Annotated in this window: 14 protein-coding genes, 1 pseudogene and 1 riboswitch; of the genes and pseudogenes, 10 read left to right on the top strand and 5 right to left on the bottom strand. The window is 67.5% G+C overall.

From position 1 onward, the window contains the following. Positions 1-4: 4 nt before the first annotated feature. Positions 5-231: pseudogene (locus ACF8O7_RS22005) on the bottom strand (IS3 family transposase); the annotation flags it as partial. Between the two features lie 339 nt (positions 232-570). Between ACF8O7_RS22005 and ACF8O7_RS22000 the strand changes: the two are divergent. Both ACF8O7_RS22000 and ACF8O7_RS21995 read left to right on the top strand, forming a co-directional pair. After that, entirely contained in the window at positions 571-2,433 is a 1,863-nt protein-coding gene (locus tag ACF8O7_RS22000; protein ID WP_126312598.1) for a methyl-accepting chemotaxis protein, read from the top strand. Between the two features lie 49 nt (positions 2,434-2,482). Further along, a complete protein-coding gene (locus ACF8O7_RS21995) occupies positions 2,483-3,043 on the top strand; it encodes a chemotaxis protein CheW (RefSeq protein ID WP_126312599.1) in 561 nt (186 codons plus the stop codon). Positions 3,044-3,147: 104 nt separating this feature from the next. Here the strand turns inward: ACF8O7_RS21995 and ACF8O7_RS21990 are convergent, their stop codons facing one another. From ACF8O7_RS21990 to ACF8O7_RS21980, 3 genes are all read right to left on the bottom strand, one after another. Continuing rightward, positions 3,148-5,355 (bottom strand): AAA family ATPase, encoded by a 2,208-nt coding sequence (locus ACF8O7_RS21990; RefSeq protein ID WP_392444295.1) that lies wholly within the window; start codon positions 5,353-5,355, stop codon positions 3,148-3,150. Further along, positions 5,352-6,602, bottom strand: coding sequence for a hypothetical protein (locus ACF8O7_RS21985; protein WP_126312304.1), 1,251 nt, complete (start codon positions 6,600-6,602; stop codon positions 5,352-5,354). The genes ACF8O7_RS21990 and ACF8O7_RS21985 overlap by 4 nt, the downstream gene beginning before the upstream one ends. Positions 6,603-6,750: 148 nt before the next feature. Further along, positions 6,751-7,572 (bottom strand): hypothetical protein, encoded by an 822-nt coding sequence (locus ACF8O7_RS21980; protein ID WP_016446083.1) that lies wholly within the window; start codon positions 7,570-7,572, stop codon positions 6,751-6,753. A 205-nt stretch (positions 7,573-7,777) separates the two neighbouring features. Here ACF8O7_RS21980 and ACF8O7_RS21975 point away from each other — a divergent pair, with 205 nt between their 5' ends. The 8 genes from ACF8O7_RS21975 (at position 7,778) to ACF8O7_RS21940 (ending at position 16,163) form a co-directional block, all read left to right on the top strand. Continuing rightward, on the top strand, positions 7,778-8,509 hold the full coding sequence (locus ACF8O7_RS21975; RefSeq protein WP_126312303.1) for a 2OG-Fe(II) oxygenase: 732 nt from the start codon (positions 7,778-7,780) through the stop codon (positions 8,507-8,509). 27 nt (positions 8,510-8,536) lie between these two features. Further along, positions 8,537-9,187, top strand: a complete 651-nt coding sequence (alkB, locus tag ACF8O7_RS21970; protein WP_126312302.1) for a DNA oxidative demethylase AlkB — start codon at positions 8,537-8,539, stop codon at positions 9,185-9,187. Between the two features lie 14 nt (positions 9,188-9,201). After that, positions 9,202-9,876: a 2OG-Fe(II) oxygenase gene (locus tag ACF8O7_RS21965; protein ID WP_126312301.1), complete on the top strand. Its 675-nt coding sequence runs from the start codon at positions 9,202-9,204 to the stop codon at positions 9,874-9,876. Positions 9,877-9,888: 12 nt separating this feature from the next. Continuing rightward, positions 9,889-10,208, top strand: a riboswitch (cobalamin riboswitch). A gap of 120 nt (positions 10,209-10,328) precedes the next feature. Continuing rightward, positions 10,329-12,479: a TonB-dependent receptor gene (locus tag ACF8O7_RS21960; protein WP_392444292.1), complete on the top strand. Its 2,151-nt coding sequence runs from the start codon at positions 10,329-10,331 to the stop codon at positions 12,477-12,479. Then, positions 12,479-13,531 carry an ABC transporter substrate-binding protein gene (locus ACF8O7_RS21955; RefSeq protein WP_392444290.1) on the top strand — a complete coding sequence of 351 codons (1,053 nt, stop codon included), beginning with the start codon at positions 12,479-12,481 and terminating at the stop codon, positions 13,529-13,531. Before ACF8O7_RS21960 ends, ACF8O7_RS21955 begins: the two co-directional genes overlap by 1 nt. Beyond that, the gene (locus ACF8O7_RS21950) at positions 13,518-14,609 is read left to right on the top strand and encodes a FecCD family ABC transporter permease (RefSeq protein ID WP_392444288.1); all 1,092 of its coding nucleotides are present in this window, start codon (positions 13,518-13,520) and stop codon (positions 14,607-14,609) included. Before ACF8O7_RS21955 ends, ACF8O7_RS21950 begins: the two co-directional genes overlap by 14 nt. Beyond that, the gene (locus tag ACF8O7_RS21945) at positions 14,606-15,394 is read left to right on the top strand and encodes an ABC transporter ATP-binding protein (protein WP_392444286.1); all 789 of its coding nucleotides are present in this window, start codon (positions 14,606-14,608) and stop codon (positions 15,392-15,394) included. Before ACF8O7_RS21950 ends, ACF8O7_RS21945 begins: the two co-directional genes overlap by 4 nt. After that, positions 15,381-16,163 (top strand): CbiX/SirB N-terminal domain-containing protein, encoded by a 783-nt coding sequence (locus tag ACF8O7_RS21940; RefSeq protein ID WP_392416712.1) that lies wholly within the window; start codon positions 15,381-15,383, stop codon positions 16,161-16,163. The genes ACF8O7_RS21945 and ACF8O7_RS21940 overlap by 14 nt, the downstream gene beginning before the upstream one ends. 4 nt (positions 16,164-16,167) lie before the next feature. Here the strand turns inward: ACF8O7_RS21940 and ACF8O7_RS21935 are convergent, their stop codons facing one another. Next, a complete protein-coding gene (locus tag ACF8O7_RS21935; protein WP_013802414.1) occupies positions 16,168-17,094 on the bottom strand; it encodes a LysR family transcriptional regulator in 927 nt (308 codons plus the stop codon). Positions 17,095-17,214 lie beyond the last annotated feature (120 nt).

The following is a 17,214-nucleotide window of genomic DNA, read 5'->3' as shown; positions in this document are numbered from 1 at the left end:
CAGGCCAGCTGGGCAAGTCGGCAATTTCCTGGCGCAGTTCGGCGAGCAGCCCGGCGTCGTCGCTGGGTGTGCGATGGCTGCGGCCATCGGCCCAGCCTCACCGCGCCCAGGCAGGTCGCGCACAGGCGAGCGCAATCCACTTTTTTCTGCGGCGTACCGCACGGCTTCCTTGAGGATTTCGTTCTCCAAGGTTGTCTTGCCGAGCACGCGCTGCAGCTTGGCTATTTCCGCGCAGACACCGACAGCGGACTCCTTGATATCCGTACATGCCGAGTTGTGGATCGGAGATGTGCTCACGCGCATAAGTAGCAATTTCCTCAAATTGATAGAAAAATTTAATTCATATTTGATTAAATTGATATCTATGATGCAGCCATCGGATCAATTTTGGCATTCAATGGCAGCATGTGGCTGCGCCGATCCGGCCAGTTCAGGGTGACGCGGGACAGCGCAGGGCAGGGGGCTGAAAAGTCGCAAGCCCCATGCTCTGCGCCAAGCCAGATCGGCCTGCATGGCGAACTCAACTCCATCGTCCTGGTCGAGGGCGAGAGCACAGTGGAAGGAACAACAATGAGACTCCAGATCAAACAAGCCTACAGTTTTGGTGCCGCTCTCCTGTTGGTTCTTGGCGCGGCCACCATTGGCGCAGCCATCATGAGCAACCGCAGCAGCGCTCTTGCCGACGAAACCGCCGCCAGGCGATACCAGTCGTACCTGTTGGCCGATGAGTTGCGGCAAAGCTCTGACGATCTCACCCGACTGGCGCGCACCTACGTGGCCACCGGTGACGCCAAGTGGGAGAAGCAATACATCGAGATTCTGGATATTCGCAATGGCAAGCTGCCACGGCCTCAGGCCTACGAGCGGATCTATTGGGACTTCCGGGCAGCCGATGCGCAAAACGTGCGTCCTGCAGGCGAAACGGTGCCGCTGCTTGATCTGATGAAGCGGGCCGGCTTTGCAGACAACGAACTCGCCAAGCTGGCCGAAGCCAAGGCCAACTCAGATGATCTGGTGCGCACTGAAACCATCGCCATGAACATGGTGAAGGGCCTCTATGACGACGGCAAAGGTGGGTTCACGCGCCAAGCTGAACCCGACAAGGCCAAGGCTCTGGGGATGATGCACGACTTGGCGTACCACCAGTACAAAGCCAAGATCATGAAACCCGTGGACGAGTTCCTGATTCTTCTCGATGAGCGCACGTCAGCACAGCTGGCCGCAGCCGTGGCGGCGCGGCAGCAATGGTCGAAACTTGCCATGGCCTCGACGGCATTGCTCATCGTGAGCCTGCTCGCCGGGCTACTTTATCTGCGTCGTCGCACCAGCGCCGTGCTTGGCGACGTCAGTCGTGTGGCATCGGGCATTGCGGCAGGGGAGCTTGATCAGTCGATCGATCTCGGAGTGAGGGGTGAAGAAGGTGACCTGCTGCGCACTATGGGCAGCATGCAGCAACAATTGTCTAGCGTGGTGGGCGCCATTCGCAGTGGTGCCGACAGCGTGGCGACAGCCAGCTCCGAGATTGCACAGGGCAACCAGGACCTGAGCCAGCGCACCGAAGAGCAAGCCAGTGCCCTGCAACAAACGGCCGCCACGATGGAGGAGCTGGGCACCACCACCCGCAACAACGCCGACAACGCCAAGCAGGCCAATCAACTCGCTCAGGGCGCCTCGGCCGTCGCTGCGCAAGGTGGCGAGGTGGTCGGCAAGGTCGTCACCACGATGCAAGGCATCAGCGACAGCAGCCGCAAGATCGGCGACATCATCGGCGTGATCGACGGCATCGCCTTCCAGACCAACATCCTGGCGCTCAACGCAGCCGTTGAGGCGGCCCGCGCAGGTGAGCAGGGCCGCGGCTTCGCTGTCGTGGCGTCTGAAGTGCGCAGCCTCGCGCAGCGCAGCGCTGAGGCTGCCAAGGAAATCAAGGCCCTGATCGGCCGTAGCGTCGAGCAGGTGGAGCAAGGCACCGTGCTGGTGGACGAGGCCGGCAAGACCATGGGCGAGATCGTCGCCTCGATCCAACGCGTGAGTGACATCGTGGCCGAGATTACCTCGGCCAGCGTCGAGCAGAGCTCCGGCATCGGGCAGGTCGGCGAGGCCGTCAGCCAGATGGACCAGGTGACGCAGCAGAACGCGGCGCTTGTGGAAGAGAGCGCTGCCGCCGCAGAGAGCCTGAAGGGCCAGGCCCAGAAACTGGTGCAGGCCGTGGCGGTGTTCAAGCTGTCGCATGAAGGACTTGGAGGCTCGACCCACGCTGCGGCCCCAGCGGCCAACGCTGCTGCCGTCGAGCGTCGCGGCCCGGACCGTGCCAAGAACATCGCCCGGCCGGCATTCAAGGCGAAGGCTGCTGCAGCCCCAGCATCGACTTCTGAGTCGAGCCGGCTCGCTATCGCACCTGCCAAGACCGGCACTGACGACTGGACGTCGTTCTGAGCGCGGCTCGCCGCGCCAGAACCCGCCCCCAATCTCCAAGGAGTCGAAGATGACCGCCATGATTGAAGAGCGCCCAACGGTAGCACCGGTTACGGCGCAGACGACAGCCGCCTCATCAACACGGGCTGCCAAGGCAGTGGCCGCCATGCCCAACGAGTTCCTCAGCTTCCGCCTGGGTGGCGAGGAATACGGCATCGACATCCTGCGGGTACAGGAGATCCGCAGCTACGAGGCTCCCACCCGCATTGCGAACGCACCGCATTTCATCAAGGGAGTGATCAACCTGCGTGGCGTGATCGTGCCCATCGTCGACCTGCGCCTGAAGCTCTGTTGCGAGTCGGCCGAGTACACCGATTTCACCGTCGTCATCGTGCTGAACGTGCGCGGACGGGTCATCGGCGTGGTGGTCGATTCGGTGTCGGACGTTCTGGCGCTGGGCGCGGACAACATCAAGCCGGCGCCCCAGATGAGTGCCTCGGTGGATGCCGGCTACATCATGGGTATGGGATGCTTCAAGAGCGGCGATGTCGAACGCATGCTGATTCTGACCGACATCGAAGCGCTCATGAGCAGCGCCGAGATGGGGTTGATGGAGGCCGCGATGCTTTGATTGATACGATGTATATTATGTTAAATCACAGTTGCGATTAGCACTGTCCAAACTCAGGAAGGCACTCTTCCTGCACCAGGCCTGCCTGTCTTCCGCCTCTTTTTTCAGCTGTTCAACCCTCTTTCCAGGCTCTCCAGTTCCTGCCTCAACAACAACTCCGTCTCCTGCGGTTCGAATTGGCGTTGCAGCAGCGGGATGGTGAAGACGTAGCGTGCGTCGTGCACGCCGTGGGTTTCATCGCGGCGCAGGACGTAGGCCAGTTGCAGGCGGGCCAGGGATCGGCGCAAGGCCTGGGCCTGGCCGGTGGCGCCGTGGGCCTGGACCAGGGCGTCGAGCGCGGTCAGGCTGGTGTGACCTTGCTGGGCCGTGTGATAGACGGCGATGCGGTCCAGGCGGCAGGCCTGTTCGTCGGTGCTCAGGCGGCCCCAGCCGACCAGCGCATCCTGTACGGGCTGGGATTCCAGCGCCTGGCGCAGGTGACGCTCTTCGATCACGCGTTCGTCGGGCCCCAGGGCTTGCAGGCATTCCTGGCAGAGGATGGCGACCAGATTGGCCCGCCTGCCGCTGGCCTCGATCAGGCGTTCGGCCAGGGCGTCGTTGGCGTAGCCCACGCGCAGCCTGCGCAGCGGCTCGGTGGCCAGTGCCTGGCAGGCGGACGGCTCCAGGCCGCCGATGGCCAGGATGTCGCCGAAGTTGCGCAACGGCGACTGGTAGTCGAGCAACGTTGCCGCATAGAGATCCCAGAATCCAGCCAGCATGAACCAGCAACGGCCCTCCTCGCTGAGCGCGCGCAAGGCGCTGAGCTGGGGATAGCCGTTGCGGGCCTCATCGCGGAAGAACAGGTCGGCCTCGTCGATCAGCAGGTACAGCCGCCTGCCCTGCGATTGCGACTGCAGGTGTTCGATGATGGCCTCCAGCGGTGTCTCCACGGGCAGGCCGAACTGGGTGGCCAGGCGCGGCGTAAGGCGGTGGTCGCGCAGCGAGAGGTAGTGGCAGGCAATGGACGGATGCTCCTGCAGGCGCCGTTGCACGGCCTTGAGCAGGCTGCTTTTGCCGAGCTGGCGCCCTCCCACGACCAGGTAGTTGGCCGGTTCGCGGTTGAGTATGCGCGCCAGCAGGCGCTCGCGGCCGAAGAACACGTCCTCGCGCGTCACGCCGCCGCGCGTCTGGTAGGGCGAGATGCGCGTGACCTGCAGCTGCGCGGCCAGCAGCCGCAGCAGCACCTGCGCGGGCTCGCCGCCCATCAGCCATTCGGTCTGACCGGGGCTGTCCAGCACTGCGTGCAGATTGGCGCGGTCCTCGGCATGGCGCTGCAGCAGCGGCATGGGCGACTGCGGATGGTGCGGGCTCACGATGAGCACCACATCGCCGCCGGTTTGCAGCAGGCGCAGCTGGCGCACAAGTTCGCCCTCTTCCAGTTCTTCCAGTTGCTCTGGCAGCGCATAGACCAGGCAGCGGCCCAGGGCGATGGGCAGGTCCGGCGGCAGCGTCCATTCGAACATGCCACCGGGCACGGGCCATTCGCCCTCGGCGGTTTTGCAGGTGGCCGACAGTCGTTCGGCCAGGGCGCGCACGCGGGCGGCGGGGCTGGCACCGGCAAGGCGCAGGGCACGCTGCCAGTCGGGCGGGCGTATGCCTGCGGCGCGCAGCACGGCGGACCGCCGGCCGGTGAGCCGCAGCAGCCGGTCCAGCTGGGGAAGATGCTGATACGGCTTGCGGCGCAGGCGCCCGGGCTTGAGCTGCGCCGGGCCTATCAGCGGATGGCGGACCAGCCACAGCAGGGCCAGGCCACCAAAGACCAGGGCGCAGGTCCAGATGATGTTGCGCAGCCAGCCAAAGGGCTCGTGCTCTGGCTGGCCTGGCGAGGGGCTGCAGTTCAGCGGCAGATAGCGTGGCGGGGTGGGTGGCTGGCCGCCCTGGCAGCTCCAGTCCTGGCTGGGCATGTTCAGCTGCAGCAGGACCTGGGTTCCTGAGAGCACGCCCATCTGGCTGTCGCGCACGATGTCCGCCCGCAGCACGAAGGGCCTGGGCGAACTCATGCGCACGCGGGGCTCGGCAATCTCCGGTGCCACGCTGGCGATGTCCTGCGGCCAGCTTTCATGCTGGCGCACATGCTCCATCAGGGCCAGGCGCCACAGGATGATTTCGTTCCAGACCCGCCCTGAACTTTCCGCGCCCTGCAGGCTGCCGCGGGTAACGGGGTTGTAGCGGGGCAGAAGGATGGCTGTGCCTATGAACAGCGTGAACAAGGCCAGCAGCGCGGCGCGCCAATAGGATCGGGGCAGCTGCAGAAGGCGGGCCGGGCCGCTCATGCCTGCAGCACTGCCATTGCGGCTTCGCGGGCGATGTCGCAGCGCCAGTGCAGGTGGGCGCCCTCGCCCGCTCCGCGCACCTGCAGCAGATTGCCCCAGAACAGGCCCCGCAGCACGGCATCTTGCAGATAAGGCCGCGCACGGCCCAGCGATGCCGCATCCACCAGGCTTCGCAATTGATCGCGTGCGGCCGGCTCCTGGGCCAGGGGCAGCAGGGTCTGCCACAGGCGCGCACTGGCCACCAGATGGGCGCGCAGCAGTGGCGAGTGCACGGCAGCGATGCCTACACCCTGCTCCACCAGCCATTGCAGCGCTTCCTCGAAGAGCGCGGGATGCCCGCCCGTCAGGGCCTGCAGCGCCTCGATGACCTCGACCGGCCAGGCTGTTGCCGGCCAGCGCTGGCGCGCCATCAGGGCCAGGTCTTCCAGCGTGGGGTCGGGCCAGTGCGCCACCTGGCCGATGTTGAGCAGGGACAGATCGCCGCTGCGGTACTTGAGGTCGGCCAGCGCCTCGCTGCCGCACAGCAGCAGGTGCAGGCGGCCGCTGTGCATTTCGCTGAGGCTGCGCAGGATGCCGGCCAGCGTCTCGCGCAGTGCGGCCGTGCCTTGCTCGAAGCGGCTGACCAGGCAGAACAGGCGGCCGCCTGCCAGCAGGCGCTTTTCCAGCAGGGCCTCGAATTCATAGTCCGAGCCCACCTCGCCCAGCCCGCACTGCCGGCCCAGGGCCGCAAAGTAGTCGGCCGGGGCCGTGCTCACGCTGTACGGCGGCTGGATGTGCAGTACCGCCTCGGAGCCGTACTGGGCGCGGGCACGCAGCAGCAATTCCTGGCGGAACGGGGGCTGCCCCCAGTGCGCGGGAGACAGCAGCATGGTGATGGCATAGGGCGAGGCCTGGGCCAGCTGGGCAAAAAGCCGGTCCATGAAGCCGGCAAAAGGCTGGGCGCCAGCGGCTGGCGCCTGCAGCGGGAACTGCGTGGCAAAGCCGGCGGCGGAGAACAGGCGATTGGTCTCCGCCTCCGTCAGCCGCAGATACTGGGCGCAGGCGGCCAGCCGGTCGCGCGAGCGCGGATTGGGCAGGGAAACCCCATTCCTCCAGTTGTTGACGGCTTCCCGGCTCAGCCCGATCTCGGTGGCCACCCCCGAAGCGCTGGCACGGATGCGGCGCATGTACAGACCCAGAAGATGGCCGAAATCCTCGTGAACGCCTGCGGCCACGGCGGGGCCCTGCTCGATTGCGGTGGGCTGCATCAGCGCTGGCCCTGCTCAAAAAGACGGCGCCTGATGGCGCATGTCCATCCTGCCGTGACGACGGTCGGTATCCACATCCTGTTCACCCTCTCCTGGGACTTTGCCGGATCTTGTGCAATTTGTTTCATTCTGCCGAGCGCGGATTGTCTCAGGATGCCGGGTCGCTGCCGCCCTGCCCCGCGAACTCCCGCCGCGCACTGGCCATCCGGTACAGCGGCAGCACGACCGCCAGTACCAATCCCAGGGCCAGCCAGAGCCACAGACCCTTGCCTCTGAAAGCCAGGGCGGCAACGACGGTGAAGGCGACGGCCTCGCACAGTCCGCGAAAGCCTGCCCGCAGCATGAACAGGCCCGCGATGCCGTCCACCGGCGACACGCCGCTCTTGCGCAGGCTGGCCATGGTCTCCAGCAGGGCCTGCACGGACTCCTGGGCCTGGCGATCGCGTTCCTGGTCACGCTCGCGCAGTTGCCTGATGGCCATGGGCTGGGCGGGATTGCTGAGTGAGGTGCCATCGTTGCCCTCTTCCTGCCCCGGGCGCGGATAGACCTCTGCGTCGGGATCGACCAGCACCTGGCGCTCCGGGTAGCGGGCCAGCCAGGCATGGTGGCTGACCCATTGGCCGGCATCGAAGTGATAGCGCTCGCTCTCTCCCACCTGGTCATAGAAGACATGCAGCACCGCCGCCTGCAGGCCGTGCTGGAACAAGGTCTCCAGCAGCCGCCAGGGCATGCCGGCTGTGGTGCGGGTGTCAAAGCCCAGCTCCAGATGCTGGGGATGGCCCAGGGCGCTGGCATTGGCCCAGTCGTCATCCCACAGCGCGGATCGGTCCAGGGCGGGGTCCAGCTCATGGATCCAGCGCTCGGCCTGCTCCCAGGACTGCCGGGCCAGGTACTGGCAGATCAGTTGCACGCGGCGCAGCTGCAGGGGCGTATCGAAGAACAGATAGAGGTGATGGACGTTGCTGGACATGGCGGGCCTGAGGCGTTTGCAGGAATGCCGCGATTGTTCAATTGCAGCTGCCAGCCGGCCCTCCCAGGCCTGTCCAGCACGCGGCTGGCAGGCGCTCCCACCGGTTGACATTCTGTCCACTGCAAGAAGCGGGATGCAGGCGCTGCTGCGGCGCCCTAGACTGCGGCAATTGCCCACAGCGCCCATACCGCCAACCGCGCCCGCCATGCACAACCTCCGTCTTTTCGACAACGAAGCTTGCGAATCCGCCCCGCCCTGCCAATGGACGCAGATGGAGCACCAGCTCGACGAGCACGGCTGTGCCCGGCTGCCCGGCCTGCTGGACGCGCAGCAATGCCGTGACCTGGCGGCCCTCTACACCAGGGAAGACGTTTTTCGCTCCCGCATCGTCATGGCCCGCCACGGTTTCGGGCGTGGCGAATACCGGTATTTCGACTACCCCTTGCCACCTCTGCTGCAGCGGCTGCGCGAACAGCTGTATTCCCGCCTGGTGCCGGTGGCCAACCGCTGGAACCAGCGCATGGGGCTGGATGTGCGCTATCCGGACCGGCTGCAGGACTTCCTGGCGCGCTGCCACGCGCACGGCCAGTTGCGGCCCACGCCGCTGATCCTTCAATACGGTGCGGGCGACTACAACTGCCTGCACCAGGATGTCTATGGAGAGCATGTGTTTCCGCTGCAGGTGGTGCTGCTGCTGTCGCGGCCCGGGCGGGACTTCACGGGTGGCGAGTTCGTCATCACCCAGGCCGATGGCGACCGGCAGCGGGCCGATGTGATGGCGTTGGACCAGGGCGATGCGCTGGTCCTGGCTGTGCGCCACCGGCCCGTGCCGGGGCGGCGCTCAGGCTACCGCCGCGCGGCCATGCGCCATGGCGTCAGCCGCGTCCGAAGCGGCCATCGCCATACCGTGGGGCTGATCTTTCATGACGCACTCTGATATGACGCACTTTGATGGACGGCCGGTATGAGCACGCTGGATCTTTTTGCCGATGAACCTCCCATGGGCATCGAACCCATTGGTCCCCAGTCCGTGGTGCTGCGCGGCCATGCCCTGCCCCATGCGGCTCCACTGCTGGCTGCGGTGGACGGCGTCATGGCCCAGGCGCCGCTGCGCCATCTGGTCACGCCGGGCGGCTTCACCATGTCGGTGGCCATGACCAACTGCGGCGCGCTGGGCTGGACCAGCGACCGGCGCGGCTACCGCTACAGCGCCATCGACCCGGTCAGCGGCCAGCCCTGGCCCGCCATGCCGGCCGTGTTTGCGCAGCTGGCGGGCGAAGCGGCCGCCGCTGCGGGTTTCGAGGGCTTCGCGCCCGACGCCTGCCTGATCAACCAGTACCTGCCCGGCAGCCGCCTGTCCCTGCACCAGGACCGCGACGAGCGCGACCTTGGCGCGCCCATCGTCTCGGTGTCACTGGGCATGCCGGTCACATTTCTGTTTGGAGGGCTTGCGCGCGCGGACAAGACGGCCAGGGTGTTGTTGCAGCATGGCGACGTGGTGGTCTGGGGCGGCGTGGATCGGCTGCGCCACCACGGCGTGTTGCCGCTCAAGGACCAGCCTCACCCGCTGCTGGGCGGGCGGCGCATCAATCTCACTTTTCGCAAGGCGGGTTGAATGGAGGGGTCGAAATGGATGGGCTGAACAGCAGTGATCGCTTCGCCGGCCTGGACTGGGGCCGCATTGCCACCCAGCTCGATGCAGAGGGCCATTGCCTGCTGCCACGGCTGCTGAATGCGGATGAAAGCCGCGCCCTGGCCGGCGAGGCGGCCATGCGCAATGGCCTGCCGCCCTCCCTCGACACATGGCGCCCGGTACTGTACCGGCACCTGCTTGCCATTGCCAATCGCTGGCGTGCCCAAATGGACATGCAGCCTGCCCTGCCCGCCTCGTTCGAGGCCTTCGGGCAGCTGGGCCACCAGCGCGGCCAGATGCATCCGCAGTCGCACCTGCTGCATGTGGCGCAGGCGGGCCATGCGCCGCTGCGCTCATACAGCGAAGGTGCGGCGGTGTTCCCGCTGCAGCTGGTGCTGCTGCTGTCCCGGCCGGGCCAGGACTTCGAGGGCGGCGAGTTCGTGATGACCGAGCAGCGCCCGCGCATGCAATCGCGCCCCATGGTGCTGCCGCTGGGCCTGGGGGATGCGGCCATCATCGCCACGGGGCCGCGCCCGGTGCGCGGTGCGGCAGGCTTTTACCGCGTGCATCTGCGGCATGCCATCAGCCGCGTTCACCGTGGCGAGTGGCTGGGTGTGGAGCTGCTGCTGCACGACGCGCCGCAGGCTACCGACGCGGGCCGCTGGCTATAATGCCGCGCCTGCAAAGGCATCCGTGCAACAGGTGTCCGCATGCCAGCCATGGGGATGAAACGGGAACAAGGTGACTGCCAGCAAATGCTTTTTGCGCTGCCGGCACAGGCCTTGGCTGCCCCCGCAACGGTAAACAAGTCAAGGCGCTCCATGCCTGTCCCGCCAGTCTCCGCAACCCTGCGGAGGGGCGATGACAGGCTGTCACTGGTTCATGGCGTGGTCTGCAACATGCAGCTTTTCGCGGGTGGATTGGGAAGACGGGGCGCTGGGCGCAAGGCATGTCCTTGCGCCGCTTGTGAGCCCGGAGACCGGCCTGCTGCGTTTCGCGCCTGCTGTGCAGGCGTTTTCTTGACTGTCTGCGGGGTGCGGATGGCAACGTCCTGCTCCCCTTCCTCCCACGCTGGCTGGAGAGGTGGCAGTGCCTTGCTTTCGCATCAGACGGTCGAAGACCGATGTTCGAAATGCATTCTTCCTTTTCCAGGGTTTCCAGCGCTCACGCTGCCCAGTCCCTTTCCGTGCGGCTGAGCCCGCTGGCCCTGGCCTGCGCCTTCATCTGCCTGCCGGCGCAGGCTCAAACACAAACGCCCACGCCCCCATCAACCGCCCTGCCCGAGGTCCAGGTCACCGGCCAAGCCGAACGCATCGGCCAGCAACTGGCCCAGCCTGCGCGCTCTGCCAGCCATACCGGCGTCTCCAACCAGGAAGTGCCGGCCAGCGTGGATGGTGTTTCTGCCGAGCAGATGCAGGAGCGCGGCGACTACGCCCTGGTGGACGCCGTCACGCGCACCGTGGGCCTGACGGCCAGCAGCACGCCGGGCAACGGCGGCCTGTCCTTCAGCAGCCGCGGCTTTGCGGGCGTGAACTCCGTGGGCGTGGCCGAAGACGGCATGGTGCTGGGCGTGGCCGCCGGCACCACGGCCTATCCGGGTGACAGCTGGGGCTACGAGCGCATCGACGTGCTGCGTGGACCGGCCTCGCTGATGTACGGCAGCGGCACCATGGGCGCCACGGTCAACGCCATCCGCAAGCAGCCCAGCCGCACCAGCTCGGCCGAGGTGCTGGTGGGCGCGGGCACGGACGACACGCTGCGCCTGGGCCTGGGCGTGACCGGCGCCCTGGGCGCCTATGCCAGCTACCGTATCGACAGCTACACCGCCCGCAGCGCAGGCGAGCGCGATCTGGACCAGTCGCGCAACGGCAAGTTCATGAGCACGCTGCGCTTGGAGCCCACGAGCGACCTGCAGATCGACCTGATTGCCGACCGCAGCGTGCAAAAGCCCAGCCGCTACTGGGGCACGCCGGGCCTGGACGGCAAGGTGGTGGAGTCCCTGCGCGACCGCAACTACAACGCCGAAGACAGCGTGCTGCGCTATGCCGACGAGCGCCTGCGCGCCAAGGTGCAATGGAAGGCCAATGACTGGCTGACGGTGCGCAACGAGCTGTACCACGTGCAGTCCGACCGCCACTGGCGCAACATCGAGGCCTACGCGCTCAGCCCCGCCACTTGGACCGTGGGCCGCTCCGACTACCTGGAAATCCTGCACGACCTGGAGCAGACCGGCAATCGCCTGGGCCTGAACGTGGACCGGGGATCGCACAAGATCGCCATGGGATGGGAGGCCGCACGCATCAACCTGCGGCTGTCCAACAACTCGCCCTACGGCGGCTCGTCCACGGTCTCGGCCTGGGACCCCGTGCATGGCAGCTGGGCCAGCCCCGATGTCACCAAGGCCAAGACCGAAACCGGCGTGACCCAGCATGCGCTGTACCTGGAGGATGCCTGGCGCATCAGCAACCGCTGGCTGGCCATGGCCGGACTGCGCCGCGATGTCTACAGCTTTGCCAGCCATTCCCTGGTGGGCGGCACGGATTTCAACAAGACGCTGGCCGCCACCTCCTGGCGCCTGGGCCTGACCTATGAGCTGGCCCGCGACACCCATGTCTATGGGCAGATCAGCTCGGGCCATGATCCCGTCAACAGCCTGGTCTCGCTGAACCTGGCCAACACGGCTTACAAGCTGAGCAAGGGCCACCAGGCCGAGATCGGCATCAAGCAGCAGGTGGCAGGCGGGCGCGGCGAATGGACGCTGGCCGTGTTCGACATCAAGAAGGACGACATCATCACGCGCGACCCCGACCGCCCGGCCATCTCCATCCAGGGCGGCAGCCAGTCCTCGCGCGGCGCCGAGGTCACCGCCAACTTCCAGGCCACGCCCGCCCTGCGCCTGGAGGGCAACCTGTCCTATGTGGACGCCCAGTTCGACAAGCTCATCGAGGCCGGCGGCAACCGCGCCGGCAACCGCCCGCAGAACGTGGCCAAGACCACGGCCAACCTCTGGGGCCACTACCGCGTGGGCGCCTGGCAGGCCTCGCTGGGCCTGCGCTACGTGGGTGACCGCTTTGGCAACAACGCCAATACCGTGAACCTGCCCGCCTACACCGTGGCCGACGCCGCGCTGAGCTGGCAGGTGGACGCGCGCACCACCCTGAGCCTGATCGGCCGCAACCTGGCCGACAGGGTCTATGTGGGATCGAGCTACGGCAGCCAGTTCCTGGTCGGGCAAGGCCGCCGCTTCGAGATCGCGGCGCATATCCGGTTCTGATGGCCATGCCGCGCTCCAAAAGCCTCCACGGTCTCCAGGGCCTGTGCGCTGGCGCCCTGGCGGCCACCCTGCTGCTGGCCGGCTGCTCGCGCAGCGATTCCGGCACCACCAGTGAACTGCCGCCGCCGGCTGCCGCACCGCAGGCGGCCGTGACCGTCAATGTCTGCGGCAGCCCCGTGACCTACGCCAACGCACCGCTGCGCGCCGTGACCCATGACGTGAACATCACCGAGATGTTTCTCTTTCTGGGCCTGGGCGAGCGGCTGGTGGGCTACAGCGGTATCACGCAGGCCAAGCAGATCGACCCGGCCTTTCAGGCCCAGCTGGCCCGCGTGCCGCGGCTGGCCGAGCGCGAGATGAACCTGGAGGCCATCCTGGGCGCCTCGGCCGACTTCGTCTTCGGCGGCTGGAGCTACGGTTTTCGCCAGGGCCAGGTCACGCCCGAGGTGCTGCAGCGCCACGGCATTGCCTCGTATGTGCTGTCCGAATCGTGCATCCGCGTGGGGCCGCGCAGCCAGGTGGCGCTGGAAGACGGCCTGACCGACCTGCGCAACCTGGGCCGCATCTTCCGCATCGACGCCCATGCCGAGCAACTGGCGCAGGGGCTGGAGCGCGACCTGAAGGACCTGCGCGAGCGCATGCAGGGCGTGCGGCAGCGGCCTTCGGTCTTCGTCTACGACAGCGGCCAGGACATCCCCGTGACCGTGGGCCGCTACGGCATGCCGCAGGCCATGATCGAGGAAGCGGGCGGGCGCAACATCTTCGACGACATTCCCAGCAACTGGCCCGCAGGCAACTGGGAGGACGTGGTGCAGCGCAACCCGCAGTGGATCGTCATCATCGACTACGGCCAGCCCCATGCCCAGGGCAAGATCGACTTCCTGCTGGCCAAGCCCGAGCTGGCCGGCGTCGATGCCATTCGCGAAAAGCGGTTCTTCGTGATGACCTATGCCGAGGCCACGCCCGGCCCGCGCAACATCGCTCGGGCCCGCGCGCTGGCCCAGGCCCTGCACCCCGACCGCGTGCCGGCGACCGCCCATGCCGGGCACTGAGGCACGCACCCGCTGGCACAGCCGCCCGGGCGCTGCCCGCGCCTGGTGCCTGCTGCTGTTCGCGGCCCTGTTGCTGGTGATGACGCTGGCCATCACCTGGGGGCCCGTGGACATGCCGGCCGGCACGGTCTGGCGCATTGCCTGGAGCCGGTTGCTGCAGGCGCTGGGCATGCAGCCGCCGCCGCTGGAGGGCATCACGCCGCAGCACCAGCAGATCGTCTGGCTGATCCGCATGCCGCGCGTGCTGCTGGCGGCCCTGGTGGGCGCGGGGCTTGCCGTGGTGGGCACCATCATGCAGGCCATGGTGCGCAATCCGCTGGCCGATCCCTATCTGCTGGGCGTGTCCTCGGGTGCGTCGGTGGGCGCCGTGGCCGTGCTGGCCTTCGGTGCGCTGGCCTCGGCCGGCATGTACGCCCTCACGGCCGGGGCCTTTGTGGGGGCGCTGGCGGCCACCGTCGCCGTCTACCTGCTGGCGCGCTCCCAGGGCCGCATCCACGCCACGCGGCTGATCCTGGGTGGTGTGGCCATCGGCTATGTGCTGGCAGGCGTGACCAGCCTGATCACCCTGTCATCGGGCCAACGCGACCTGGCCAATGCCCTGCTGACCTGGACGCTGGGCAGCCTGGCCGGCACGCAGTGGGAGGAACTGGGCATTCCCGCTGCCGTGCTGGCTGCGGGAATGCTCTGGCTGGGGCTGCAGACGCGCCCGCTCAACGCCCTGCTGGCCGGTGACGAGGCCGCCGCCACGCTGGGCGTGGACACGGCACGGCTGCGGCGCGCACTGTTCCTGGCGGTCTCGCTGCTGACGGGCACCATGGTGGCGGTCAGCGGCGCCATCGGCTTTGTGGGGCTGATCGTGCCGCACGCCGCGCGCATGCTTGTGGGCACGGACCACCGGCGCGTGCTGCCCGTGGCCGCCCTGGCCGGCGCCCTGCTGCTGGTGCTGGTGGATCTTGTCGCGCGCACGGCCTTTGCGCCCATGGAACTGCCCGTGGGCGTGATCACCTCGCTGATCGGCGGACCCTTCTTCGTCTGGATGCTGGTGCGCCAGCCGGTGCAGGGAGGGCGCGGCCCATGAAGCTGCAAGCCCAGGACCTGTGCTGGAGTGCCGATGCCCGGCGTGCCGACGCCCGGCGCATCGTGGACCAGGCCAGCCTCGCCCTGCACGGCGGCGAATGCGTGGGGCTCATCGGCCCCAACGGCAGCGGCAAATCCACCCTGCTGCGCATGCTCTACCGCGTGTTGCGCCCCGACGCGGGCTGCGTGCTGCTGGACCAGCGCGACATCCGGGACATGACGGCGCGCGAGTTCGCGGCCCAGGTCTCGGTCCTGGCGCAGGAGGCGCCGCAGAGCTTTGATTTCACCGTGCGCGAAGCCGTGATGATGGGCCGCATCCCCCACCAGTCCCCCTGGGCGGGCGACAGCGCCGAGGACCTCGCCTGCATGCGGCAGGCGCTGGCCCAGGTGAATGCCCTGGCGCTGGAGGAGCGGCGTTTTTCCAGCCTGTCCGGCGGCGAAAAGCAACGCGTGCTCGTGGCCCGCGCGCTGGCCCAGCAGCCTCGGCTGATGCTGCTGGACGAGCCCACCAACCACCTGGACATACGCCATCAGCTGGAGTTGATGTCACTGGTCCGGCGCCTGCAGATCAGCAGCATCGTCGCCCTGCACGACCTCAACATCGCCGCCCACTACTGCGACCGTCTCTATCTCATGGAACAAGGCCGCATCGTTGCCCATGGCACACCGGCCCAGGTGCTGACCCCTACCACCATCGGCCAGGTCTACGGCGTGGCTGCCGAGGTGGACATCCATGCCGCCACCGGCCGGCTGCGCATCAGCTTCATTCCCGATGAACTCCTCTGAAACATCCATCCCGCCCGGGCCCGATGCCGTGATCGTGCTGGGCCGCGGCGGCACGGGCGCCGCCTCGCGCCAAAGCCTGATCGAACTGGCCGATGCCTTGCGCCAGACGCTGGAGCCGGCCTGCAAGGTCGTCACATCGTTCGTGGACAAGGCCGCACCCTCGCTGCCCGAGGCGCTGCAGCAATGCCTGCCGGCGCGCTCCATCGTCGTGCTGCCCCTGTTCTCGCCCGACGAGCCTGCCCTGCTGCGCTGGCTGCACAAGCTGGCCATGCGCTGGCGCTCGCAGTTGCCGGACCAGGGCGTGCAGGTGCGATTTGCCGACCATCTGCTGGGCGCTGCGACCATGCCCGCGCTGCTGCTGTCGCAGATGGCCCAGGGCCTTCAGGCCCCCGATATTGCCGAGACCGCAGGCGACCAATGGCAGCACGATCCCCAGGCCTGGTCCCAGGTGCCGGACCACCAGCACCATGCCCTGGTCTGCACGGGACCGCGCTGCACCGCCCTGGGCGCCGTGGCCGTCTGGCAAAGCCTGGGCGAGGCAGTGCAGGCCAGCAGCGAACTGCGTGCCAGGCTGCGCCTGCTGCAGACCAGCTGCCAGTACCCCTGCAACCATGGCCCGCTGGCCATCGTCTATCCGGACGGCGTCTGGTACGGGCGGCTCACGGCCGAGAATGCCGCCGAAGTGATCGAAACCCATGTGCTCTCGCGGCAGGTCTGCGCAGAGCACCATGTGCACGGGCCTGTGGAGCTGGGGACGCGGGCTTCGTGATGTCTCAGGGCTGTGCCGCCTCCAGCTCGGCCAGCCTCACCGCCACAAAATCCCGCAACGCACGCACCAGCGGCGTGAACTGCCTGCGGCTGGGGGCGACCAGGAACAGGGGCACGCACTCGGTCGTCCAGTCGGTGCACAGCGCAAGAAGGCGGCCCCGGGCCAGGTCCTCGGCCACGTCGAAATACGACTTGTAGGCAATCCCCCGCCCGGCCACGGCCCAGCGCCGCACGGCATCTCCGTCATTGGCCACATTGCGGCCGCGCACCCGCACATGGACGGGCTCAGGTACGGCAGCCCCCTGCCCTGCCGGCCAGAAGCTCCAGCGGTCGTGCACTTCCTCGCCCAGCATGAAGCACAGGCAGTCATGGCCGGCCAGGTCGTGGGGGGTGGCGGGGGCGCCGCGCTGCTGCAGATAGGAGGGCGCGGCGCAGAGCACGCGGCGGTGCGTGTCCGACAGCGGCAAGGCCACCAGGCTGGAATCCTGCGGCCTGCCATAGCGAAATGCCGCGTCCACAGGCTCGCTGTAGACATTGGCCGCGCGGTCGGACAGGTGCAGGCGCAGATCCACGCCTGCGTGCTGGCTCTGGAACTCGTCCAGCCAGGGCATGAGCACATTGCGGCCCAGGTCGGAGGGGGCGGCCAGTTGCAGCGTGCCGCGCAAAGCGGCCTGGCCGCCAGCCAACTGGTCGCGCACCTGGCGCAGGCCGGCCAGCGCGGGGCGGCAGTGCTCCAGAAACAGCTCGCCCTCCTGCGTGAGCCGCAGGCTGCGCGTGGAGCGCACGAACAGGGTCACGCCCAGCTCTGCCTCCAGCCGCTTGAGCGCTGCGCTGGCCGCAGCCGGGGTCAGGTCCAGGGCGCGCGCCGTGGCCGAAAGGCTGCCGCTGTCTGCGGTGCGCACGAAGATATCCAGGTCTTGCAGGCTTTTCATGGGCATTCGCCAGGCTTTGATTTTCAAAAACTATTTGAAGCTTAGTCCAACGAGAAAGCCATTTGTCGCGCTTGCGCCAACTGGGCGCAGGGCCTGGGATGGAAGCCGGCTTCCATCCTT

Origin of the sequence: Delftia sp. WSY_16 (assembly GCF_043104415.1) — a bacterium.
Classification (GTDB): domain Bacteria; phylum Pseudomonadota; class Gammaproteobacteria; order Burkholderiales; family Burkholderiaceae_C; genus Comamonas; species Comamonas tsuruhatensis.
The sequence above is the reverse complement of the archived record's forward strand: the minus strand, read 5'-3'. Positions and strand labels throughout refer to the sequence as shown.